Here is a 22,553-nt window from a genome sequence, read left to right as displayed (position 1 = left end):
CGTGTCCGTTGCGTTCGTTTTTGCGTGAGTTGCATAAGCACTGTCCGCGTGGTCAGCCGAGCATCGGCGGCATGGTGGGCGGCCAAGGGTTGTCGGGATTACGCGCCAGGATACGGCGGGCGAGCGGCGCGCCTTCCGTATGTTCCGGCCCATTCGCGAGCACGCTCTCCAATGAACGCACCGCGTCGAGATGACCACCTAGATCGCGATACGCGTCGTACGTCATGGTGAATTCGATCGGCGCGACGATCGCGGGCGTCGGCACCGTGCCGAACGAACGGTCGGGCATGCGCGAGACATCGACCATCACCGTGATCCCGCCACCCGGCCACACATAAGCCGGCGCGCCGCCACAAGTCACGTTGACCAGCTTCTGTTTGATCGCGCGCGTGAGCAGCACCGGGTTTTCCGTGGCGCCGGCTCGCAGACTGCCGCCCGCGCCGCCGAGAAACAGCACGGTGGCGAGCGACGGCTCGCAGTTCTCGCCGATCCGCTCGACCGTGTGGCGCACCGCGTCCGGCATCGCCGTGATGCGCGGCACGAGGTCCTGATCCAGTTCGTACCACTGCGCGTGTTCGCCGGTGGTCGATACCATCAGGAGGCGCATGCCGGGTTTGGCGACGGCGGGATCGAAGCCTTCGACAATCGCGAGCGGATCCTGAATGTCGGTGCCGCCCCAACCGGTGCCCGGATTCGCCACCTGGAAATAACGGCCCGGCGTCGACTTGCGTCCGCGAATCTTCACACCTGAGCGCGTCATGCCAAGACAACGTCCGGCCTGATGTTCGGTGAGCACGCCGGTGATGTGATCGTCGACGACCACCACTTCGTCGGCATGCCCAAACCATTGCTTCGCGAAGATGCCGATGGTCGCCGACCCGCAGCCCACGCGCATGCGCTGTTCCTCGACGCCGTCGACGATCGGCGCCGCGCCCGCGCGAATCACCAGACTCGCGCCGCCGTCGATGCTCAACTCCACCGCTTCCTTGTTGCCGAGCGCGAGCATCATGTCGCACGTGACGCGGCCTTCTTTCTTGCTGCCGCCGGTCAGATGATGCACGCCGCCGAGACTCAGCATCTGCGAGCCGTATTCGGCTGTGGTCACATGGCCGACGATCTCGCCGTGACAACGCACGTTCGATTGCTCCGGCCCGAGGAAGCGGTCGGTGTCGATCTTCACCTTGAAACTGCAATAGCTGAAGATACCTTCGGTGACGACCGTGATCATGTCGACGTCGTCGAGCTTCGAGGCGACGATAAAAGGCGCGGGTTTGTAGTCGGGATAGGTGGAGGAAGCGCCGACGCCGGTCACGAACAACGCCTGTTCGGCAGCGGAATCGTGCGCTTCGGAAGATGCACCAAATTCGATCGCAGGGTTCGCTTCGGCTGTTGAAGACGCGCGCGACAGGAACACCACCGGATCGACGCGAATCAGCCGCCCATCCGCGTTCGCATAACGATCGCATGCGCCGGTGCGCCCCTCGGATATCTGACACAGCACCGGGCAGGCATTGCATTCGATCTTGTTCGACGCCATCCGCTCGCTGCGCGGCGCCGCCTTTTCGAGCACGGTCGGACCCGGCGTCGAGGCGGTTTCGCCGTCGACGCTGTCCGCACCGAAATCGACCTTCGTATGTTCTGTCATGGTGGGGTTCCCATACGACGACATTACAATCGGCCCCGCTCCGGCTGACGAATAGCCCTTGTTTACAGGTACTTTCGCGTGATCCGCCGATTTCCATGTTGCGGTCACTCACCGTTCGTGTAGTATCCGCTACACCAAACTCGTTAGAAATCTACTCGATCAATTTAGTCTGCGCAACGTATTTACTGGCGTGCGCGCGATTGGTGCAATGCCACATGGCCGCCTTATCGACACGTCAGTCACGCTTCAATCTACGCCGAAGTGAATGATCGCGCAGCGCATGCCGCAGCAGTTCATGTGGGCTGTATGATGAAGGCGCGTCCGTGCCTTGGCCGGCGGCGGCGCATGCCGTTCAACCTGACGCTAACAGGAGATCCGAGACCGCCATGAGTCCCACCGCCGCCCGCAAGCCGGGCGCTACCGGCGTCCGTGCGAAACAGGCGCAGGACACGCGCGCCAAGATTCTGAAAGCGGCCATCAAGGTCTTTGCCAGGCAGGGCTATGCGAGCGGACGCGTGGAGAGTATTTCGAAGGCGGCGCGCTCGCACGATCGCATGATTTACTACTACTTCGGCAGCAAGGAACAACTGTTCGTCGAAGTTCTCGAAACCATCTATACGCAATTCAACGAGGCGGAAAGCAAGCTCGATCTCGATCTGACCGATCCCGTGCATGGCCTCGAACAGATGGTCGAATTTGTCTGGCAGTATTACCTCGATCACCCCGAGTTCGTCACGCTGCTCTCCAGCGAGAACCTGCACCAAGGCAAGCACGCGAAGAAATCGTTGAAGCTGAAGGAGATTTCCGGCTACGCGATTTCGGTGGTGCAAAAGTTACTGGACGCGGGTCAGGCGCAGCACGTCTTTCGTGCGGACGTCGAAGCGCGCGATGTATATCTGATGATCGCGTCGCTCGGCTATTTTTATAACGCCAATCAGTACACGTTGGGCGCGTTTCTCGGCGAGCCGATGATGGACAAGGCGGCGCTCGCGCATTGGCGCGAGGTCATCAAGGACACGGTGTTACGTGCGGTACGATCGGGTTTGCCGGGTGAGGCGGAAGCGGTGCCGGTGAACCGGCGTGAAGGCGAGCGTGAACACGAGCGCGGCGCCGCATAAAAAAACGCGCGCCGTGTTGCCGGCGCGCGTTGCTTCATCATGGATGGCGTAGCTTAGGGCTGTGCCACCGCGTCGTCTTCACGGAACAGCTTGTCCGCGAGGTGAAAAGCCGAATTCGCCGCCGGCACGCCGCAATAGATCGCGGTTTGCAGCAGCACTTCCTTGATCTGCTCGCGCGTCACGCCGTTGTTTTTTGCGGCGCGCAGATGCAGTGCGAGCTCTTCACTACGATTGAGTGCAACCATCATCGCGATGGTCAGCAGGCTGCGCGTGTGACGCGGCAAGCCATCACGCGTCCAGATTTCGCCCCACGCATAACGGGTGATGAAATTCTGAAACTCTTCCGTCAACTCAGTACGGTTCGCAAGCGACCGGTCGACGTGCGCACTGCCCAGCACCGCGCGGCGCACATCGAGTCCGGCTTCATAGCGATCTTCGTCGTTCATTTCTGCTCCGTCAGGAAATCGATCACAGTCTTCGTGAAAGCGTCGGCTTTCTCGATGTTGGAAATATGCGAGGCGTCCAGTTCCACGTAACGCGCGCCCGCAATCGACTGCGCCAGTTCGCGGCCTTGCGCCGGCGTCGCGGCCAGATCGTGCGTGCCGCTGATCACCAGCGCCGGCAGCTTGATGCCGGGCGCTTCGGGGCGCAGGTCGGCGGCGTCGATGGCGTCGCAATTCGACGCGTAGCCTTCCTTGTCGGTGTGCACGAACACGTCGCGAATCAGGGCCAGCACCACCGGCTCACGCTCGATATAGTCAGCCGTGAACCAGCGCGGCAGCACGGCGTTGGCCAGCGCGAGCATGCCTTCGGTGCGCGCTTTCGCGGCGCGTGGCACCCACACTTCCGGCGAACCGATGCGCGCCGCCGTATTGCACAGCACGACGCGTTCGAAACGGTTGCCATGACGCGCGGCCAGTGCAACGCCAGTCAGACCGCCCATGGAAATTCCGCAAAAATGCGCGCGGGCAATCTTCAGCGTATCCATCAGGCCGAGTACGTCGCCGGTCAGTTGTTCGATCGTGTACGGGCCTTTGGGCGCTTCCGAGTGACCATGGCCGCGCGTGTCGTAGCGCAGCACGCGAAAGTGTTTCGACAGCGCCGCGACTTGCGGCGCCCACATGGACAAATCGGTGCCGAGCGAATTCGACAAGACAATCCACGGCGCGTTGCCGTGACGGTCGCCGTCGATTCGATAGTGAAGCTCGGTGCCGTTGACTGCGGCGTAAGGCATGCCGGTTACTCCCTGGAATGGTCGCGCTGCGAGCGCGTGGTGTGAAGTGCCAGCGCGGCGTCCACATAAGCGTGCGCCTGGCCGACGTATTGAGCCGGATCGAGCAGTTGCTTCAGGCGCTCGAGCGGAAGATGCGCGGTGACGGCCGGGTCCGCGGCAAGCACGTCGAATAGCGTTTGGCCGTCGCGGATCGCGGCTTTCGATGCGCGCTCCACCAGATGATGCGCGTCGAGCCGGCCGATGCTGTCGCCGAGCGCGAGCATCACCGCTTCGCCGAGAATCAGGCCGTGCGTGACGTCGAGATTGGCGGCGAGGCGCGGCACATTCACGTTCAGTCCCGCGGCGATCTGTTCGATGTTGGCAAGCGCGCCGCCCGCGAGGCGCGCGAGGTCCGGCAGCGCGTCCCACTCGGCTTGCCAGCCGCCGAGCGCGCGCTCGTGCTCCTGCACCATACCGGCGAACACCGTGGCGACCAGCCCCGGCGCGCGCGTGGCGGCCGTCAGCACGGCCGCGCAGCCGACCGGATTGCGCTTGTGCGGCATCGTCGACGAGCCGCCTTTGCCGGCCGCGGCCGGTTCAGCGAGTTCGTCGATTTCGGTTTGCATCTGCAGTGAGATGTCGCGCGCGATCTTGCCGAGGGTGCCGATCAGCATGCCGAACAGCGACGCCGTTTCGGCAATGCGATCGCGCTGCGTATGCCACGGCAGCGTCGGCACGGCAAGACCGAGTTCTTTTGCGAGCGACTGCGTGACCTGCGGCGCGGCATCGCGCAGACTCGCCAGCGTGCCCGCCGCGCCGCCGAATTGCAGCACCAGCACGCGAGCGCGCAACGCCTCGAGTCGCTCGCGATGACGCAGCAGCGCGTCGAGCCATTGCGCGAATTTCAGGCCGAGCGTGATGGGCAGCGCCTGCTGCAGCCAGGTGCGGCCGATCATCGGCGTGGCGCGATGGGTGGCCGCGAGTTTCGCCACGGCGTCGCAGGTGGCTTGCAGGCTGCTGTCGAGCAGATCGAAGGTGTCGCGCAATTGCAGCACCGTCGCCGTGTCGATGATGTCCTGGCTCGTGGCGCCCCAATGCACGTATTTCGACGCTTCGGCGTCGGCCGCCTTGACGCGCGCGGTGAGTTGCTTGACGAGCGGAATCGCCAGGTTGCCGCCGAGCGCGGCGTCCCGTGCGAGCGCGTCGGCATCGAGTTGGTCGGCCTGGCAGGCGGCTTCGATCGCGGCCACCGCCGTTTGAGGAATCACTTGATGCGCGGCTGACGCGCGCGCGAGCGCCGCTTCGACATCGAGCATCCGTTGCAGCGTGGCGCGCGGCGCCCAGATGTCGTTCATCGGCTGCGTGCCGCAAAGAAGGCCGGTCAGACGGGCGCTGGATTCGAGCATGATGACGTCGATGATCGAGGGGATCGGAAGTGAAGAGTACACCGCGAGACGTCGGCATGGCTGCCGGCGCCTTCGCCTTGCAGGCTCGCTCGGCCTCGCTCAGCCTTTTAAGCCGCGCGCGCCGCTTGCGTGCCGTCGACCAGCGGCACGCCGGTCAGCTTGTGCAGCGCGTCGAAATCGATGTCCGAGAAAATCTCGCGCACCACGAGACCCTGATCGGTCACATCGATCATCGCCAGATCCGTATAGATGCGGTTGACGCAAGCCACGCCCGTCACCGGGTACGTGCATTCAGCGGCGATCTTGCTCTCGCCCTGCTTGGTCAGGTGTTCCATCATCACATAGACCTGCTTGGCGCCGATCGCCAGATCCATCGCGCCGCCGACGGCCGGAATCGCGTCGGGCGCGCCGGTATGCCAGTTTGCCAGATCACCCTTGGCCGACACCTGGAAGGCGCCCAGCACGCAGAAGTCCAGATGGCCGCCGCGCATCATCGCGAACGAATCCGCGTGGTGGAAGTACGCGCCGCCCGTGAGCAGCGTGACGTGCTGCTTGCCGGCGTTGATCAGCTCGTCGTCTTCCTCGCCTTTGGCGGGCGCCGGGCCCATGCCGAGCAGGCCGTTTTCGCTGTGCAGGAAGATTTCCTTGTCGGCGGCGAGGTGGTTGGCCACCAGCGTCGGCACGCCGATGCCGAGGTTCACGTAGGCGCCTTCGGGGATATCCAGCGCAACGCGCTTGGCCATTTCATCGCGGGTCAGTTTTTTCATGTCGGTCTCCGAATCAGGCGGCAGCGTCGTGAGGATTGGGCAGCGGGGCGTGTGCCGCTTGCGGCACTTCGATCACGCGCTGCACGAAAATGCCGGGCGTCACGATGTTTTCCGGATCGAGCGCGCCGAGCGGCACGACTTGCGACACCTGCACGATCGCGGTTTTCGCCGCACTTGCCATGATCGGTCCAAAATTGCGAGCCGTCTTGCGATAGGTGAGATTGCCCCAGCGATCGCCCTTGTACGCCTTGATCAGCGCGAAGTCCGCATGCAGCGGCGCCTCCAGCACATAGTGCCGGCCGTCGATCAAACGGGTTTCCTTGCCTTCGGCGAGCTTGGTGCCGTAACCGGTCGGCGTGAAGAAGCCGCCGATGCCCGCGCCCGCCGCGCGAATACGCTCCGCCAGATTGCCCTGCGGCACCAGTTCGAGTTCGATCTCTCCGGCGCGATACAACGCGTCGAACACATACGAATCGGTTTGGCGCGGGAACGAGCAGATGATCTTGCGCACGCGCTTGGCTTTGAGCAGCGCAGCCAACCCGATGTCGCCGTTACCGGCATTGTTGTTGACGATGGTGAGCTCGCGCGCGCCCTGGTCGATGAGCGCGTCGATCAACTCCGACGGCATGCCGGCCGTGCCGAAGCCGCCGATCATGACGGTCGCGCCGTCGTTGACATCGGCGACCGCCGATTGAAGTGACTCGAAAATCTTGTTGATCATGTCGAATTTCCTTTTGGGGCGCTGCGTGCCGCCAGGCTGGCTGCCTTGCGGGCAGGGCTCGAGCGGGACGGTCTCCGGGCCGATGCCGGCGGCGGCTCGCCAGGTGCGATGCGAAGCTGGCGCCGTTAGTTTGCTCGCTTCAAATTTGTTCGTTATATGAACATGGATTCGTTTAGCGAACGCTGAGGCGATTATGGTTGTCCTACGTGCACGTTGTCAAGGCAGGGAATTCCCCTTAATCATAGGTTCTCGCTGCATGCGATGCCGGTTTGTTGTTCCGGCAGAGCGGCCAAAGCGGAGAAATGCACTATCCAAACGGGAGATTGTTGGGCTAACCTCTATCTGCATATCGAATACGCCACCCGCGCTGCAGGTCACCGAGCATGTCTGAGACAAATCTGGATCTGAACCTGATCCCCTACCTGGTCGCGATGGAAGACACGCGCAATGTCAGCCGCGCCGCCGAGCAGCTCGGCGTGAGTCAGCCACGCGTGAGCACCGCGCTGGGAAAATTGCGCGAGTATTTCGACGATCCGCTCTTCGTGCGCACGTCCAAAGGTATGGAGCCCACGCCGCGCGCGCTCGCCATCCTGCCCGCCGCGCGCGACGCGCTCTTGCGCATCGAGAAAGGCATGCTCGATGTGCAGGAATTCGACCCGGCCACCAGCACTCATACTTTCTCGATCGCGCTCTCCGACGTCGGCGAGATTGTGTTTCTGCCGCGGCTTCTGCAACTGTTCGCCGAACGCGCGCCGTTCGCGAATCTGCGCTCGGTGTCGCTCTCGCCGTCGCAGGTGGAACGCGGGCTCGAATCGGGCGACGTCGATCTTGCCATCGGCTATTTCCCTGATCTGGCGGGCAATAACTTCTTCCAGCAACGGCTCTTCAGCCATCGCTTCATCTGCCTGATGCGCACGGGCCATCCATTGGCGAAGGCGCCGCTCACGCTGGCGCAGTATGTAGCTTCCGGTCATGCCGTCGTGCGGGCGGAAGGACGCAGCCAGGAAGTCCTCGAGCAATACCTGGAAAAGAAGCGCATCAAGCGTCGCGCCGTGCTCGAAACGCCTCACTTCATGAGCCTGCCGTTCATCCTTGCACGCACCGATCTGCTGGCGACCGTGCCGCACGCGATCGGCTTCGCGTACGTGTCGGAGCATGCGTCGATCACCCTGGTCGAGCCGCCGCTGCCGTTGCCGCATTTCGATCTGCGGCAGCATTGGCATCGCAAGTTTCATAACGATCCGCGCGGGAGTTGGCTACGTGGCGTGGTTGCCGAACTGTTCAATGACGCGATGGACGAATGGCCCAAATGAGCGGCGGCCAATCAGCGCGGCTTGACGGTGCGCCCTGACAGCAAAGAGGGACATAGCCACGACGCGGCACAAAACATGGAACAATGGCCGCACTCATTGAACCCGCGCGCTCCGTACAGCGCCGACGCGCGATCCCGGAGGAGCGACGGATGACCAGCAGCAAGGCGAAGAAAACCAAACCCACAGCCGTAGCCGAGCGCCCGAGCCGCGAGGAAGCAGAAGCAGCGGTTCGCGTGCTGCTGCGCTGGGCCGGCGACGATCCGGCGCGTGAAGGTCTGATCGATACACCGGCGCGCGTGGTGCGCTCATACGAGGAGTTTTACGCGGGCTACCAGGTCGATCCGCGCGAGATCCTTGCGCGCACCTTCTCCGAAGTGGACGGCTACGACGAGATGATCGTGCTGAAAGACATCCGCTTCGAAAGCTATTGCGAACATCACATGGTGCCGATCATCGGCCGCGCGCACGTGGCGTATCTGCCCCAGCATCGCGTGGTCGGCATCTCCAAGCTGGCGCGTCTCGTCGACGCGTTCGCCAAGCGCCTGCAGATCCAGGAAAAGATGACGGTGCAGATCGCCGACACCTTGAACGAAGTGCTGCAGCCGGCAGGCGTCGGCGTGATTCTCGAAGCTGCGCATCAGTGCATGTCGACGCGCGGTGTGCACAAGGCCGGCGTGACCATGGTCACTTCGCGCATGCTCGGCACGTTCCGCACGGACCCGTCGACGCGTCGCGAGTTTCTGTCGATCGTCGGCAATCCGGGCGTGGTGGCCGTCGCCAATACCTGAGCGGAGCGGAAGCGCGCCGTCCGCGCCTCATGCTGCGCTGCGCCTCGTGCGCCTCTGCCTGAAGGTGGCCAGCAACACCGCACCCAGCACGCACGCGACACCGGCCAGTTGTGCCGCGCTGACGGGCTCGCCCAACACCATCGCGGCCAATGCCACCGCGCTCACCGGCACGAGTGCGGTCATCAAACCCGCCTCCGCGCCACTGATTCGCGCGGCCCCCGCATACCAGAGCACGAAGCCCGCCACGGTCGGCACCAGCGCGTAATACAACACGCCGCCGAGTGCGCCCGCATCGGCCGGCAAAGCCCATGGTTTCTCGAAGCAGGCCGGCACGATCGCCACCGCGAAGCCGATGCCGCACATCAACGCCGACAGCGGCAGCGGCGCCACCGCCGTGCGCAGCTTGCGATTGAGCAGAATGAACAGCGCCTCGCAGACGATCGCGAGGAACACGAGCGCGTTGCCCGCCAGCGAACTCGCCGCATGCGGCGCGGTGAACTCGCCGGGATGCACGGTGCACACCAGCACGCCCGCCGTCGCCAGCAGGATCGCGCCGATCAACGGCGGCGCGGGGCGCTCGCCGAGTGCGAGCATGGCGACGCCGGCCGACACAGCCGGCAAGGTGCCGGCAATCACGCCGGCATCGGCAGCCGAGGCGAGTTTCATCCCGCTGATCAGCAACACCGTATAGCCGACGCTGCCCGCGCCCGCCTGGGCGATGACGAGCAAGGTATCGCGCCGGTCCAGACGCGGCCAGCGCACGCCTCGCCAACGCATCACCAGCACGAACAACGGAAAGGCAATCGCGAAGCGCAGCGCGGTCGCGCTGAACGGCGGCAGTCCGGCCGCGATCGATTTGCTGACCACCACCGTGCTGCCGACGCCGATCATGGCCAGCGCGCAAAACAGATATCCGGCGTGCCGCGAGTTCATGGTGCTGTCCTGTTCGTTGGATCGAGCACGCAGAGTAAAGGCATGGCGAGCGGCGGTCTTGAACGAAATTGCAGAGACAGAACGAGTCAATGAACCAGGTCAGCTGGATCACGATGACGCCGTCAATGCTCGCCCGGCGCCAAATCGATCGAGTATCCTGAGCGAACGGAACGCCGCTCGAATGAAAGCCGACCACCAGGCCGACACACGGGCCCACACAGGCCCGCCACAGGCCGCCCGGGTACGCGCTTTGCAACCGCCTGAAAAGGCCCCCCAGCACGCCGGCTCAACCGCAAAAACAGGAGTTCCTCAATTGGTAGAATTTCCGTCTTCGGCGGTGTCAACCTGGGGCGGCGCGGTCGTGTTCCTCAACGTCCTGTTGACGCGCCTCGGCGTGCCGATCCCCGCAGTGCCCGTGCTGCTCTTCGCGGGCTCCGCGATCGCCGCCGGCACCCTGTCCTTCTGGCCGGTCCTCGGCGCCGCCGTGCTCGGCGCGCTGATGGGCGACGGCGCCTGGTTCACGGCGGGCCGACTGTATGGCCGCAAGCTGATCGCCGCCCTCGGCCGGATTTCGCCCGCCGTCGATTCCAAGGTCGACAAAGCGCGCGCGCTGTTCGAGCGCTTCGGCGTGCCGCTCGTGTCGATTTCGAAGTTCGTCCCCGGACTCGCGCTCATCACCCCGCCGCTGATGGGCACGACCGCCGTCGACGCCCGCATCTATGCGGCCTGGGACTTTGCCGGCGCCTTGGCGTGGGCCGCCTTCTGGCTGCTCGGCGGCGCCGCCGCGGAACGGCAGTTGCATATGCTGCTCGAGTTCGTCAAAGCCCGGGGCGGGACTGTCATCGACATTTTGCTGGCCACGGCTCTTGTGTATCTCGTCTTCCGTCTGCAGCAACGACGCCGCGAACGCCGCCGTTTCGCGGATGCCACCTCAGCCGCGGCGGCACGGGCAGCCGGCGGCTGGCGCCGCATTGCGCCGCCCAAGGTGCTCGATGCCCGCCCGCAAGCGCCCTCGCTCGAAGCGCCGTGCCGTATTCCCGGCGCGCTCGCGCTCGATCCACACTCGCCGGAGCAGATCGACGGCGCACTGCGGACGTACGACATGGTGATCTATTGCATTTGCCCGGACAGCGCGACCGCCGTCGAGATCACGCAACGCATGCGTCACAACGGCTACACGCGGATTCGCGCGCTGAGGGGCGGCCTCGATGCCTGGCAGCGGCGCGGCTTTCCAGTCGAACCGCTTGCACCGGCCGACGAGCTGATCACCGGCAACCGGGCGCCGGAATCGCGCGGTGAAGCGCGCGGCGCGATCACGTTGCGCGGCTTTGCGCCGCGCAGCACGCAAGGCACCTGAGCCGCGCCGGCCGCGGTTCAGCCTGGGTACCGCTTAAGTCGGGGAATGCTGGCTCATTGGGCGTTCGGCCCACATTGCCGAACTGACGCGATTGCGGCCGGCCGCCTTGGCGGCGTACAGCTGCCGGTCGGCTGCGGCCAGCAGATCGAGTGCGTTGGCGCCGGCCATCCCCGCAAAAAACGGGTGATTACCCACGTATCGCGATACGCCGGCGCCATAGGCGCGCAACCTCTTGCGCCAGCGCCGACGCAGCGAAAGCGTTTGACGTGCCACGTGCGCATCACCTCCTTCGCAGACGATCCGCACGACCCAACCTGTGCGGACGCGCGGCCAATGTTCTTATTCGGATGCGATTCGTGCCAGTTCGTTCGCGGCCGCGCGCAAAGATGCGGGCCACATCATAGTTTGCGCAACAGTCCGGCCGCCGAACGCATCCGGCGTTTGCGCTCCTTGCCGAGCCAGTGAAGCGCCGCATCGGTGTCGCCGGAGCCGGCGAGCAAGGCGGCATTGTCGCGCAGCAACATCTCGCTTGCGACCACATCGTTCAGCGTTCCGAAACGTTTTTGAATCTGCTTCAGGCGTTTGAGCGTGCGTTTGCGCCCGCTGTTCAGGACGGGCTCGAAAAACTCGAGCAGATAGCGCAGCTTCTTTCCCGCCTTCCTGACATTGTGGAAGGCAACGTAGTTGGAGCGCTTCGCACGACGCGCGCGTTTCATCCGCTTCTTCAACGACCGTTCAGAAGCGGCCACGCGTTTCTCGGCGAATTTCCGCAGCGGCATGCGTTCGTGCGCGGTATTCAATTCTTTGGACGCGCTGGACAAGGCTTCGCGCAGCAGATGCTTGACGTCGGCGTTCGAGAGCGTTTCGCGGCTTGTCGACAACGCGGCGTCGCGAGCGTCCTGGAGTCTGGGCGCTATTTCGCCCGTGCCGCTGCGTGCGCCGTTGTCGTCGCGTATCAGTAATTCAATCAGAATGTCCCAGTCGCGCGTTTTGCCGGCGGCCGTGGCCAGATACTTATATAGCGCACGTTGCCGCGTATTCTCGCCTTTTTCGAGCAACGGCTCGAAGGCCCACCATAAGGAGCGCAAACGGCGCAGCGAGACACGCAATTTATGCAGCGCTTCCGGCGACGCGTCTTCGCGCACCGCGTTGGCGTATTCGATCGCGTGATCGACGAGAGGCGCCGCATACGAAGCGAAAGCCACTTGCGCAGAGTGCGCGCCGGCCGCTGGATCGCCGTCAGCGGGTCGTTTATCGACTTTCAGCTTATCGTGCTTCATTGAAGCCCCATGAAAACACCGTATCCACAGACTAGCAAAAAAAGGTCCTGGCGCATATTCGCGCGGCTATTTCGTCGCGATCCGTAGCGCCCACGCATGATCCAACGCACGATTCATGCACCTTGTGGCGGGCTTGTTCCTTTTTTCTCCCTTCGATGGCATCGCGCCCTGGAGCGACTATCTTTAACAGATGCGTCGGCGCTCAGCGACGAAACTGGCGCCGCAGTCCAATGAAGGCAGTCGATACACGGGGGCCCACTCACAGGAGGTTGTATGCGAATACTGATTGTCGGTGCGACGGGTCTGATCGGCGGCGAAGTAGTCAAGCTGCTCGCCGCCGAACACGACATCGTCACCGCGAGCCGCAAGGGTTCCGATCTGCACGTGGACCTGTCGAACAAACCCAGCATCGAGTCGATGTATCAGCAAGCCGGCGCACTCGATGCGGTCATCTGCACCGCCGGCGCAGCAAAGTTCGCCCAGCTCGCCTCGCTCTCCGACGAAGATTTCTCGTTCAGTCTTGCCAACAAATTGATGGGTCAGGTCAATCTCGTGCGATGTGGCGCGGTTCACGTGTCGCAAGGCGCGTGCTTCACGCTGACGAGCGGCACACTCGCGCAGCAGCCGATGGAAGGCAGCGCGGCCGTCAGCATCGTGAATGCCGGCGTGGAAGCGTTCGTGCGTTCGGCGGCACTCGAATTGCGCGGCAAAGCCCGCGTGAATGTGGTCAGCCCCGGCTGGGTCGCCGAGACGCTCGCGTCGATGGGCCGCGATCCGTCGCAAGGCGTGCCGGCTGCCGTCGTCGCGCAAGCGTACAAGCGCAGCCTGGGTGGCAGCGCAAGCGGCGAAGTGTTCTCCGCTTCTTAGCTAGACCACTCGCTTCAGTTCTTTTCGGACATCTGAGCATCAGGATCCGACAACCCTAAACCGCTGCGTCGAGGCGGTGCGCGGCCGGTGGCCGCGCGCACGCCCGCGCCACCGCGTCATGCGCCGGCGTCACGCGGTTGTCATCATTACGACACACACGCCCCGCAGGATCGGAAACTCCGCGACAACTTTGGGGCTCACGTCATGCCGGAACTTTCGTATCCACAATCAGGCACTGCTAGCGGAAAGGGGCGCAACATCAGCCTCGTCATTTTCCTCGCCGTGATACTGGTGGGCGCGGTTTATTGCGCTGTGCACTTAATGGACGATCTGCAGCCCGTTCGCGAAAGCTCGGTTCTGCCTTACCTGCTGCTCGGCATTGCGCTGCTGATCGCGCTGGGTTTTGAGTTCGTCAACGGCTTTCACGATACGGCGAACGCGGTCGCGACCGTGATCTACACGCATTCGCTCGCGCCGAATCTGGCCGTGGTGTGGTCGGGCGGCTGGAATTTTCTCGGCGTGCTGACGTCGAGCGGCGCGGTCGCTTTCGGCATTCTGCAACTGCTGCCCGTCGAACTGATCTTGCAGGTCGGCAGCAGCGCGGGTTTCGCGATGGTTTTCGCCTTGCTGATCGCGGCGATCATCTGGAATCTCGGCACATGGTGGTTCGGACTGCCGTCGTCGAGCTCGCACACGCTGATCGGCTCGATCATCGGTGTCGGCCTGATGAATCAACTGATGCATGGCACCGACGGCACGAGCGGCGTGGACTGGAATCAGGCGCTCGGCGTAGGCAAGTCCCTGCTGTTTTCGCCGCTGGTGGGCTTTCTCGCAGCGGGTTTGCTGCTGCTGATCCTGAAAGCCGTGGTGCGCATTCCCGCTTTGTATGCCGAGCCGAAGGGCAAGGAGCCGCCGCCGTTCTGGATCCGCAGCCTGCTGATCCTGACCTGCACGGGCGTCTCGTTCGCGCACGGCTCGAACGACGGCCAGAAAGGCATGGGCCTCATCATGCTGATCCTGATCGGCACGGTGCCGACGGCCTATGCGCTGAACAAGGCGGTGACGCCGGCGGAAACGCAAACCTTCCTCGCCGTCGCGCATGAAACCTCGACGACGCTCGCCAAATACACCCAAGGCGCCGCGCCCTCGGCCAATCCGCGTGCCGATGTCGAAGCCTACGTGCGCACTCACCAGTTGACGCCCGCGACCTTGCCGGCCTTGCAGCAACTGACCGATATCATTGCCGGCCAGGTCAGCTCGTCGGGCTCGATGGCGGCGGTGCCGCAAGGCATCGTGGACAACGTGCGCAACAACATGTACGTGGCCTCCGAAGCGATTCGCCTGATGGCCAAAAACAAGCAACCGGCTTTCTCGCCGGAAGACGCCAAAGCAATCGGCAACTTCAAGGCGCAAACCGATCACGCCACCAAATTCATTCCGACGTGGGTCAAGGTCGCGGTGGCGATCGCCCTCGGTCTCGGCACGATGGTGGGATGGAAGCGCATCGTCGTGACGGTCGGCGAGAAGATCGGCAAACAGCATCTGACCTATGGACAGGGTGCATCGGCTGAACTGGTGGCGATGCTGACGATCGGCGCCGCCGACATGTACGGCCTGCCGGTCTCCACGACGCACGTGCTCTCTTCGGGCGTGGCGGGCACAATGGCGGCCAATGGTTCCGGCCTGCAATGGGGCACGGTGCGCAGCCTGATTCTCGCCTGGGTGCTGACGCTGCCGGTTTCGATCGCGCTGGCGGCCGGCTTGTACTGGGTGTTCCGGGCGGTGTTTTAAGCTCACGCGGCGGCCGGGTCCTGAACCGGCCGCGCCGTTCGCCCGGCATAAAAAAGCGCGGCTCGCGGCCGCGCTTTTTTCATTTCATCGACCGGTATGCTGATCGATCAATACAGCTCAGGCACGATCATCGACGACGGCACCGGCTGGCGGCTGTATTCGTCGTGATAGACACGCGCGGGCAATTCGATAGTCGAATGCTCGATCTCGTGATACGGCACCTGGCTCAGCAAATGATGGATGCAGTTCAGGCGCGCCCGCTTCTTGTCGACCGCCTGTACGACCCACCAAGGCGCTTCGGGAATGTGCGAGCGCTGCAGCATGACTTCCTTGGCCTGCGTATAGGCTTCCCAGCGGCGGCGGCTTTCGAGGTCCATGGGACTCAGCTTCCACTGCTTCAGCGGGTCGTGAATGCGGTTCTGAAAGCGGATTTCCTGTTCTTCATCGGTAATCGAAAACCAGTACTTGAGAATCTGCACGCCGCTGCGCGCCAGCATCTTTTCGAATTCCGGCACCGAACGGAAGAACTCTTCGTATTCTTCGTCGCTGCAAAAATTCATCACGCGTTCGACGCCCGCGCGGTTGTACCAACTGCGATCGAACAGCACCATTTCACCGCCGGCCGGCAGATGCGACACGTAGCGCTGGAAATACCATTGCGTGCGTTCGCGGTTGTTCGGCGCGGGCAGCGCGGCCACGCGGCACACCCGCGGATTGAGCCGTTGCGTGATGCGTTTGATCGCGCCCCCCTTGCCGGCCGCATCGCGCCCCTCGAAAATCACCACGAGGCGATGGCCGGTCTGCACGATCCAGTCCTGCAATTTGACGAGTTCGCCCTGCAGCCGGAACAGCTCGCGGAAGTACATCTTGCGCGCCTCGCGATGCTCGGGCGTAAAGCCGTCCGCGCCGTCGATGATGCGGTCATCGACCTCCATCTCGAGTTCCTCGTCGTACGCGTCGATCAGGTCCTCTTCGAAACGGCGCTGGCGCTCGGCCATCAATTCGGCTTCGGGTCTCGGATCCTGCTCTTTCATTGCGGCTCTCCTGGCAACGGAAATGGTTAGGCGCGCGGCGGCAAACGCGACGCGGACGCGTTCGATTATCGAAGCGGCAGGTGTCAGCCGTGTTACCAGCGCGGCGGCGCGCCCGGTCGATGTCCATGATAGCGAGTTTCGCCCGGTTGCCCGGCGCTAGCGCAACGGCTTAGCGAAGCTGATTTCATGGCCGTCAGGATCGGTGATGTGGAAATAGCGCTCGCCCCACGGCGCATCGGACGGTTCGAGCGACGGCTTCAGCCCCGCCGCCAGCGCTTTGCGATAGATCGCGTCGACGTCGGAGACATAGATGATCACGCGGCCCCACCAGGCGACCGGCGCACGCGTGTCGACGATCAGATTCAGATACGAACCGCCGAACGCAAACGATGTAAACGCCTCCTGCGGACCACCGAATTTCATCGGAAACCCGAGCGCTTCGTAAAACAGCACAGCGCGCGGCATCTCGCGGGTGGCAAGCGTGATGGCGCTGATCGATTCGATTTGCGGTTCGGCAGCCCCGGTCGACGAAGCTGACGTGGCGGATGAGTTCATAGCGGCTGTCTCCTTGGCATGGCGGGCGTCTCACGTGCCCAGCACGGTGCATGCCGTGCCGTTGGCCGCGGTGCTCGCGCGGGCTGGCTTCATTCGGAAAGTGTCTCACAGGCCGCGCCGCCGCGGCGCGCCTCGCGGGCACTTGAAAACCTTCGCGACGCCCCGCATCTGCAATTCCGTTTATCCGGAGCATCGCCATGGGAAGCCGCCCACGCTTCATCGATGACCTGTCGCGCGCCACATCCGACGCCCCCGGGCCCGAGACACTCAATCCTTTATCGGACGACGCTCTGCTCGACGCCTATTCCCGCACCGTGATCGGCGCGCTGGAACGCGTTCAGCAGGCGGTCGCCTTCATTGCCGTCGAACGCCGCCTGCCCGGCGAGCCGTCCGCCCGCGGTCACGGTTCGCGCGGCGGCACCGGTTCGGGCTTTCTGTTTACGCCCGACGGTTATCTGCTCACCAATAGCCACGTCGTGCATGGCGCCACCCACATCACCGTGACGCTCGCCGATGGCGCGAAATTCGACGCCGATCTGGTCGGCGACGATCCCGGCAGCGATCTGGCCGTCTTGCGAATCGGCTCACCGGAGCCGCTGCCACATGTCGAACTCGGCGAGTCGTCGAAGCTGCGCGTCGGGCAGATCGCGATTGCGGTCGGCAATCCGCTCGGCCTCGCCCAAACCGTCACGACAGGTGTGGTGTCGGCGCTCGGCCGTTCGCTGCGTTCGAATTCGGGCCGCATGATCTACGACGTGATCCAGACCGACGCCGCGCTCAATCCCGGCAATTCGGGTGGTCCGCTGATCAATTCGGCGGGTCAGGTGATCGGCGTGAATACCGCGATCATTCCCGGCGCGCAGGCCATCTGCTTTGCCACGGCAATCGACACCGCCAAGTGGGTCATCATGCAGATCTTCGCGTATGGCCGCGTGCGGCGTGCGTATATCGGCGTGGCGGGCACCACCAGGCCGCTGTCGCGCCGTGTGCAGCGCTACTTCGGCTTGAGCTCGGAAAGCGGCGTGCATGTCATGGAAATCGTCAAAGGCAGTCCGGCCGCGCTCGGCGGTCTGCGCACCGACGATACGATCATCGCGATCGATACGCAGGCCGTGCAGGACGTGGACAGTTTGCAGCGCACGCTCGACGCATCGCGGATCGACAGACCCGTCAACGTGACGGTGTTGCGCGGCGCGCAGCGGCTCGAATTGACGTTGACGCCGGTCGAGCAGGCTAGCTGATGCAACGTTAGCCTGCTCGCCGTCGCCCATAAAAAAGCCTCGCGTTGGCCGAACGCGAGGCTTTTTTGTTATCCGGCGCATCTCCTTTCGAGCTGGGCCGCCCCATTCCCTGCAAAAACGCTTACTGGATCACGCGCGTCACACCACGGCCGCGCGGATCGGCTGCGGCTTCCGGCGTATCGCCGTTGACCTTGATCGCCTGGATATCGCCGCTGAAATCCTGCCCCTTCAGCGTGTAACCCTTGGCTTCGATCTGCTTCGCGAGTTCGCCGTCGATCGGCTTGTACGGCTCCCAGAAGATCGTGTTCGGCGGCAACAACTGATGATGGAAGCGCATCGCGGCGACAGCCTGCTGCAGCGGCATGTTGTAGTCGTACACGTTGTTGATCACCTGGAAGATCGACGTGAAGATACGCGAGCCGCCCGGCGTACCGATCACGAGCGACACCTTGCCGTCCTTCGTCAGGATCGTCGGGCTCATCGAGGAGAGCGGCCGCTTCTTCGGTTCGATCGAGTTCGCGTCGCTGCCCACCACGCCGAACATGTTCGCGACGCCCGGCTTCGCGGAGAAGTCGTCCATCTCGTCGTTCAGCACGATGCCCGTGCGGTCCGCCACTACACCCGAACCGAAATAGCCGTTGATGGTGTACGTGTTCGACACGGCGTTACCCCACTTGTCGATCACCGAGAAGTGCGTGGTTTCCGCTTTCTCCGGCATCGACGTGCCGAGGCCGGCCTGAATGCTCTTCGTGTCCGAAGGCGCATTCGGATTCACTTCGGCGGCGCGCCTGGCGATATACGCGTCGTCGGTCAATTGAGCGACCGGCACCTTGTAGAAGTCAGGATCGCCGAGGTACTGCGCGCGGTCGGCGAACACGCGCTTTTCGATTTCCGCGATCAGGTGCACGTATTGTGCGGAATTAAGCGTGACGTCCTTGAAGTCGGGTGCAATGTCAGCCTTCATCTTCAGCAACTGCACGAGACCGATACCGCCCGAGCTCGGAGGCGGCGCCGTGTAGACGCGATAGCCGTTCCAGTCGGCCTGGATCGGCTCACGCCACACTGCTTTGTACTGTTGCAGATCGGCCTTGGTGATCAGACCGTGACCGCGCATGGACGCCGCGATCAGATCGGCCGTCTTGCCCTGATAGAAGTCTTTGGCGCCTTGATCCGAAATGCGCTGCAAAACAGCAGCCAGGTCCGGTTGCTTGAAGTTGACGCCCTGCTTCAGATTGCCGAAGTAGGTATCGAAGTTGGTCTTGCCGGCGAAGTCTTTCGCGGCATCGTCGCGGCGTTCCTGCAATTGCTGGCTGACCTCGAAACCATCGCGCGCGTAGTGGATGGCCGGTGCGAGCACCTGCTTCCACTTGAGCTTACCGAAGCGGCGCTGCGCCTGCCACATGCCGTCGACGGTGCCCGGCACGCCCACTGCACGGTAGCCGAACAGGCTCATGCCTTTGATGACCTCGCCCTTGTCGTCGAGATACATGTTCTTGGTCGCGGCCAGCGGAGCGCGCTCGCGGTAGTCGAGAAAGTACGGCTTGCCGTCGACATAGAGCGTCATGAAACCGCCGCCGCCGATGTTGCCCGCTTCCGGATACGTCACGGCGAGCGTGAACGCGATCGCTACGGCTGCGTCGACCGCGTTGCCGCCTTCCTTGAAGATCTGCTCGGCGGCGTCGGCGCTGAACTTGTCCGCCACTGCGATCGCGGACGCGGTGAGTACGGCCGGCTGGGCTTTCGCGGGCGGCTTCGCGATTGCCGGCGTCGCCTCCAGAAAACCAGTTGAAACAGAGACGAGTGCGACCAGCGCGAACCCGCTTGCCGACGATTTAACGTTGCGGAACAACTTCATTGCACATCCCCCAAGACGACTTTCATCTGACGTTACAAACGTTGTCTTAGGCTTATAACATGTGAACCGCTCGCTTGCGAAGCCGCTAGATGTCGTAGGGTCCATGCTGCGGCACACAAAAAACCCGCTTCGACCGCATAGAGAAGCGCTTGTCAAAACACCCGAGGCAGGAGTCTTCAGCAAGCGGTATGCCGCGCGGTACGGCGCATCATGCGCTCCGCTTACGCGCGACCGCGACTGCCGCGCGCAATCTCATCGCCGGCGCCATGCGGCAATCGAGCAGTGATAGGGATCGACATGAACGAGAACAGGCCGACCACGAGAAAAGCCGGCCAGAAATCGGAGAACACAATAGTCGAATGACCCTGCACGTTATGCGAAATCTGAAGCACGATACCCGCGATCGTCACACCGAGCCCCAACGAAATCTGCTGGATCACGCTCGCGACGCTCGTCGCGCGGCCGACGTCGCGGCTCGGAATATCCGCGTACGCCAGGGTGTTCAACGACGTGAACTGTAGCGACGGAAAGAACCCGCCGAACAACACGACACACCAGATCAGCCAGTGCGGCGTGCCGGGAAAGAACAGACCGTAGACGGCGATGGCGAGGCCCGCACAGCCCGCGTTGAACATCAGCACGGTGCGAAAACCAAAGCGCTCGAGAATGCGCGACGCGGCCGCCTTCATGAAGATCGAGCCGAACGCGGACGCGCACGTGATCGACCCCGACTTGAACGCCGTCATGCCGAGGCCTTCCTGCAATGCAAGCGGCAACAGAAACGGCACGGCCCCGAGACCGATGCGAAACAGCGAGCCGCCCACCACGCTCGCGTGAAAACTCGGAATGCGCAACAGCCGCAGATCGAGTACAGGCAATTCGACGCGGCTCGCGTACAGCACGTACAACGTCAGCAACACCACGCCGACCACGCACATGCCGACCGACACCGCGTTCGACACCAACTCGCCGCCCACCAGCGAAAGCCCCAGCATGAACAGCGACGCCCCGCTCGCGGACAGGAAGAAGCCGGTCCAGTCGAGCCGGCCCGGATGCGCTTCGCGCACGTTGGCGATGTGCTTGTTCGCGAGCCAGATGCCCAGCAGGCCGATCGGAATGTTGATGAAGAAGATCAGACGCCAATGCAGATAGGTGGTGATGAAGCCGCCCAGTGGCGGCCCGACCACGGGTCCGAGCAACGCCGGCACCGTCAGATAGTTGACCGCGCGAATGAAGTCGGACTTCGGCACGGAACGGAAAATGATGATGCGGCCCACCGGCACCATCATCGCGCCGCCAATGCCTTGCACGAAGCGCGCGACCACGAACGTGCCGAGCGATGTGGAAGCCGCGCACATCAGCGAGCCGGCCATGAATACGCCGATGGCCGTGCGAAACACCGTGCGCGAACCGAAGCGGTCAGCGACCCAGCCGCAGATAGGAATGAAGACGCCGAGGCCGATGACATACGCCGTCACGGCGAGCTTGAGGGTGATGGGATCCTGGCCGAGATCGCGCGCCAGAACCGGCAGCGACGTCACGATGACCGTGCCGTCCACGTTTTCCATGAACATCGCACACGCGACGATCAGCGGAACAATAAAAGTGCCTAAAGCGAGAGGCATTGGCATGGCGACGGGTTGCAAGGCCGTCGGTGTAAAGCGTCGATTATGGCATCGCATCAGCAACAGATGTTGTTGTGCGAGGTCTTTTCGTACGCGTGTGTGCTCGCGCCATGCTTCCACTGCGCGCGCGATGGTTGAGCGTGCAACGAAGCACTGGGCGATGCAAATGTTCGAAGGGTAAGCACAAAAAGGTTGAGCCGGCATTCAGCCGGCTCAACCTTCGATACGTCAGCGAAGAGGCAGACGAACTGCTTAGCGCGATGCGCTGACCAGCGGCTGCAACTGCGGCAGAATCTCGGTGCCCGCGCGAGCCACGTCGTTCGGGAAGTCGATTTCGATCCAGGGTGCGCCGGTCACGTCGGCAGTATCGAACACCTGGCTGCGCTCCAGCAACAAGTCGCGCACCGCTTCTTCGTGCGGCATGTTAGCGCGGCCGCTGTCCACATATCCGGCCACGATCTGAGCAAAGCGTTGCGCAGTTTCCTGACGGAAGCGGAAGAAGCCGACCGATTCGCCAATGGTGTCGTAATCGAGATTGACGGCGAGCTGCTTGCGCAACTCGACCGGCACGCCGTCTTTCAGACACAGCTTGACGGGTTCATCGCCGGCTTCGAAATCACGGTCGATCAACAGACGGTTGACGGTTTCACCCGCCACCAAAGCAGTCAGAATGCGCTCGTCGTAGAGTACGTCGGCGTCCATCAGCAGCACGTCGCCGCCACGCGTCAGCGCCTCGGCCACCGTGTGCACCGTCAGCACGCTGCCCAGGTCGTAGCGCGTGTTCAACACGGTTTCCACCTGATGCGGCCAGTTGATGCGCTCCAGTTCCGCCTGCACCGATTCCGGCTGAAAGCCGAGCGCCAGCACGACTTCAGTCACGCCAGCGGTTTCGAGCATTTGCAGATGCCGTTCGAGCAGGCTCATGCCGTCGAATTGCAACAGACACTTCGGGAACTGAGCTTCCGGCGGTTGCTGGAGACGCAGGCCGAGGCCCGCTGCGAGGATGATGGCACGCATGCGCGGTCCTTTGAAAAAATACGGAGT

21 protein-coding genes are annotated in these 22,553 nt (G+C 63.3%); 7 read left to right on the top strand and 14 right to left on the bottom strand.

Annotation, left to right across the window (positions count from 1 at the left end; all coding sequences use genetic code 11):
- Positions 1–52: 52 nt before the first annotated feature.
- Entirely contained in the window at positions 53–1,645 is a 1,593-nt protein-coding gene (locus tag PQR32_RS03475) for a 6-hydroxynicotinate reductase (RefSeq protein WP_408222283.1), read from the bottom strand.
- 386 nt (positions 1,646–2,031) lie between these two features.
- Here PQR32_RS03475 and PQR32_RS03470 point away from each other — a divergent pair, with 386 nt between their 5' ends.
- A complete protein-coding gene (locus PQR32_RS03470; RefSeq protein WP_408222281.1) occupies positions 2,032–2,763 on the top strand; it encodes a TetR/AcrR family transcriptional regulator in 732 nt (243 codons plus the stop codon).
- Positions 2,764–2,816: 53 nt separating this feature from the next.
- On the opposite strand, the gene pcaC is transcribed toward PQR32_RS03470, so the two are convergent.
- The 5 genes from pcaC to PQR32_RS03445 all read right to left on the bottom strand — a co-directional run bounded on the left by pcaC (position 2,817) and on the right by PQR32_RS03445 (position 6,870).
- Positions 2,817–3,209 carry a 4-carboxymuconolactone decarboxylase gene (gene pcaC / locus PQR32_RS03465; RefSeq protein WP_408222279.1) on the bottom strand — a complete coding sequence of 131 codons (393 nt, stop codon included), beginning with the start codon at positions 3,207–3,209 and terminating at the stop codon, positions 2,817–2,819.
- Positions 3,206–3,997 carry a 3-oxoadipate enol-lactonase gene (pcaD, locus tag PQR32_RS03460; protein WP_408222277.1) on the bottom strand — a complete coding sequence of 264 codons (792 nt, stop codon included), beginning with the start codon at positions 3,995–3,997 and terminating at the stop codon, positions 3,206–3,208. Before pcaD ends, pcaC begins: the two co-directional genes overlap by 4 nt.
- Before the next feature lie 5 nt (positions 3,998–4,002).
- A complete protein-coding gene (locus PQR32_RS03455; RefSeq protein WP_408222275.1) occupies positions 4,003–5,382 on the bottom strand; it encodes a 3-carboxy-cis,cis-muconate cycloisomerase in 1,380 nt (459 codons plus the stop codon).
- 107 nt (positions 5,383–5,489) lie between these two features.
- Entirely contained in the window at positions 5,490–6,149 is a 660-nt protein-coding gene (locus PQR32_RS03450; RefSeq protein WP_408222273.1) for a 3-oxoacid CoA-transferase subunit B, read from the bottom strand.
- Between the two features lie 13 nt (positions 6,150–6,162).
- Positions 6,163–6,870, bottom strand: a complete 708-nt coding sequence (locus PQR32_RS03445; RefSeq protein ID WP_408222271.1) for a 3-oxoacid CoA-transferase subunit A — start codon at positions 6,868–6,870, stop codon at positions 6,163–6,165.
- Positions 6,871–7,253: 383 nt separating this feature from the next.
- Here PQR32_RS03445 and PQR32_RS03440 point away from each other — a divergent pair, with 383 nt between their 5' ends.
- Complete coding sequence (locus PQR32_RS03440) at positions 7,254–8,183, top strand: LysR family transcriptional regulator (protein ID WP_408222269.1); 930 nt, start codon at positions 7,254–7,256, stop codon at positions 8,181–8,183.
- Positions 8,184–8,332: 149 nt separating this feature from the next.
- Positions 8,333–8,971, top strand: coding sequence for a GTP cyclohydrolase I FolE (folE, locus tag PQR32_RS03435; protein ID WP_408222267.1), 639 nt, complete (start codon positions 8,333–8,335; stop codon positions 8,969–8,971).
- A gap of 27 nt (positions 8,972–8,998) precedes the next feature.
- Here the strand turns inward: folE and PQR32_RS03430 are convergent, their stop codons facing one another.
- A complete protein-coding gene (locus PQR32_RS03430) occupies positions 8,999–9,904 on the bottom strand; it encodes a DMT family transporter (protein WP_408222265.1) in 906 nt (301 codons plus the stop codon).
- A 313-nt stretch (positions 9,905–10,217) separates the two neighbouring features.
- Between PQR32_RS03430 and PQR32_RS03425 the strand changes: the two genes are divergently transcribed.
- Positions 10,218–11,261: a VTT domain-containing protein gene (locus PQR32_RS03425; protein ID WP_408222457.1), complete on the top strand. Its 1,044-nt coding sequence runs from the start codon at positions 10,218–10,220 to the stop codon at positions 11,259–11,261.
- A 33-nt stretch (positions 11,262–11,294) separates the two neighbouring features.
- Here PQR32_RS03425 and PQR32_RS03420 read toward each other — a convergent pair whose 3' ends face one another.
- Both PQR32_RS03420 and PQR32_RS03415 read right to left on the bottom strand, forming a co-directional pair.
- Positions 11,295–11,534, bottom strand: a complete 240-nt coding sequence (locus PQR32_RS03420; RefSeq protein ID WP_408222469.1) for a hypothetical protein — start codon at positions 11,532–11,534, stop codon at positions 11,295–11,297.
- 125 nt (positions 11,535–11,659) lie between these two features.
- Positions 11,660–12,541, bottom strand: coding sequence for a CHAD domain-containing protein (locus PQR32_RS03415; RefSeq protein ID WP_408222263.1), 882 nt, complete (start codon positions 12,539–12,541; stop codon positions 11,660–11,662).
- 273 nt (positions 12,542–12,814) lie between these two features.
- Here PQR32_RS03415 and PQR32_RS03410 point away from each other — a divergent pair, with 273 nt between their 5' ends.
- Both PQR32_RS03410 and PQR32_RS03405 read left to right on the top strand, forming a co-directional pair.
- Positions 12,815–13,408, top strand: coding sequence for a short chain dehydrogenase (locus PQR32_RS03410; protein WP_408222261.1), 594 nt, complete (start codon positions 12,815–12,817; stop codon positions 13,406–13,408).
- Positions 13,409–13,612: 204 nt separating this feature from the next.
- The gene (locus tag PQR32_RS03405; protein WP_408222259.1) at positions 13,613–15,199 is read left to right on the top strand and encodes an inorganic phosphate transporter; all 1,587 of its coding nucleotides are present in this window, start codon (positions 13,613–13,615) and stop codon (positions 15,197–15,199) included.
- Between the two features lie 107 nt (positions 15,200–15,306).
- Here the strand turns inward: PQR32_RS03405 and ppk2 are convergent, their stop codons facing one another.
- Together ppk2 and PQR32_RS03395 are read right to left on the bottom strand one after the other, a co-directional pair.
- Positions 15,307–16,233 carry a polyphosphate kinase 2 gene (gene ppk2 / locus PQR32_RS03400; RefSeq protein WP_408222257.1) on the bottom strand — a complete coding sequence of 309 codons (927 nt, stop codon included), beginning with the start codon at positions 16,231–16,233 and terminating at the stop codon, positions 15,307–15,309.
- A gap of 156 nt (positions 16,234–16,389) precedes the next feature.
- Positions 16,390–16,788, bottom strand: a complete 399-nt coding sequence (locus PQR32_RS03395) for a VOC family protein (RefSeq protein WP_408222255.1) — start codon at positions 16,786–16,788, stop codon at positions 16,390–16,392.
- Between the two features lie 197 nt (positions 16,789–16,985).
- Here PQR32_RS03395 and PQR32_RS03390 point away from each other — a divergent pair, with 197 nt between their 5' ends.
- Entirely contained in the window at positions 16,986–18,029 is a 1,044-nt protein-coding gene (locus tag PQR32_RS03390) for a S1C family serine protease (protein WP_408222253.1), read from the top strand.
- A gap of 121 nt (positions 18,030–18,150) precedes the next feature.
- Here PQR32_RS03390 and ggt read toward each other — a convergent pair whose 3' ends face one another.
- From ggt to PQR32_RS03375, 3 genes are all read right to left on the bottom strand, one after another.
- Positions 18,151–19,884: a gamma-glutamyltransferase gene (gene ggt, locus PQR32_RS03385; RefSeq protein ID WP_408222251.1), complete on the bottom strand. Its 1,734-nt coding sequence runs from the start codon at positions 19,882–19,884 to the stop codon at positions 18,151–18,153.
- Between the two features lie 221 nt (positions 19,885–20,105).
- The gene (locus PQR32_RS03380) at positions 20,106–21,509 is read right to left on the bottom strand and encodes an MFS transporter (protein ID WP_408222249.1); all 1,404 of its coding nucleotides are present in this window, start codon (positions 21,507–21,509) and stop codon (positions 20,106–20,108) included.
- 252 nt (positions 21,510–21,761) lie between these two features.
- Positions 21,762–22,526 (bottom strand): phosphocholine cytidylyltransferase family protein, encoded by a 765-nt coding sequence (locus PQR32_RS03375; protein WP_408222247.1) that lies wholly within the window; start codon positions 22,524–22,526, stop codon positions 21,762–21,764.
- Positions 22,527–22,553 lie beyond the last annotated feature (27 nt).

It is taken from the genome of Paraburkholderia dipogonis, from assembly GCF_046027395.1.
Classification (GTDB): Bacteria; Pseudomonadota; Gammaproteobacteria; order Burkholderiales; family Burkholderiaceae; genus Paraburkholderia; species Paraburkholderia dipogonis_A.
The sequence above is the reverse complement of the archived record's forward strand: the minus strand, read 5'-3'. Positions and strand labels throughout refer to the sequence as shown.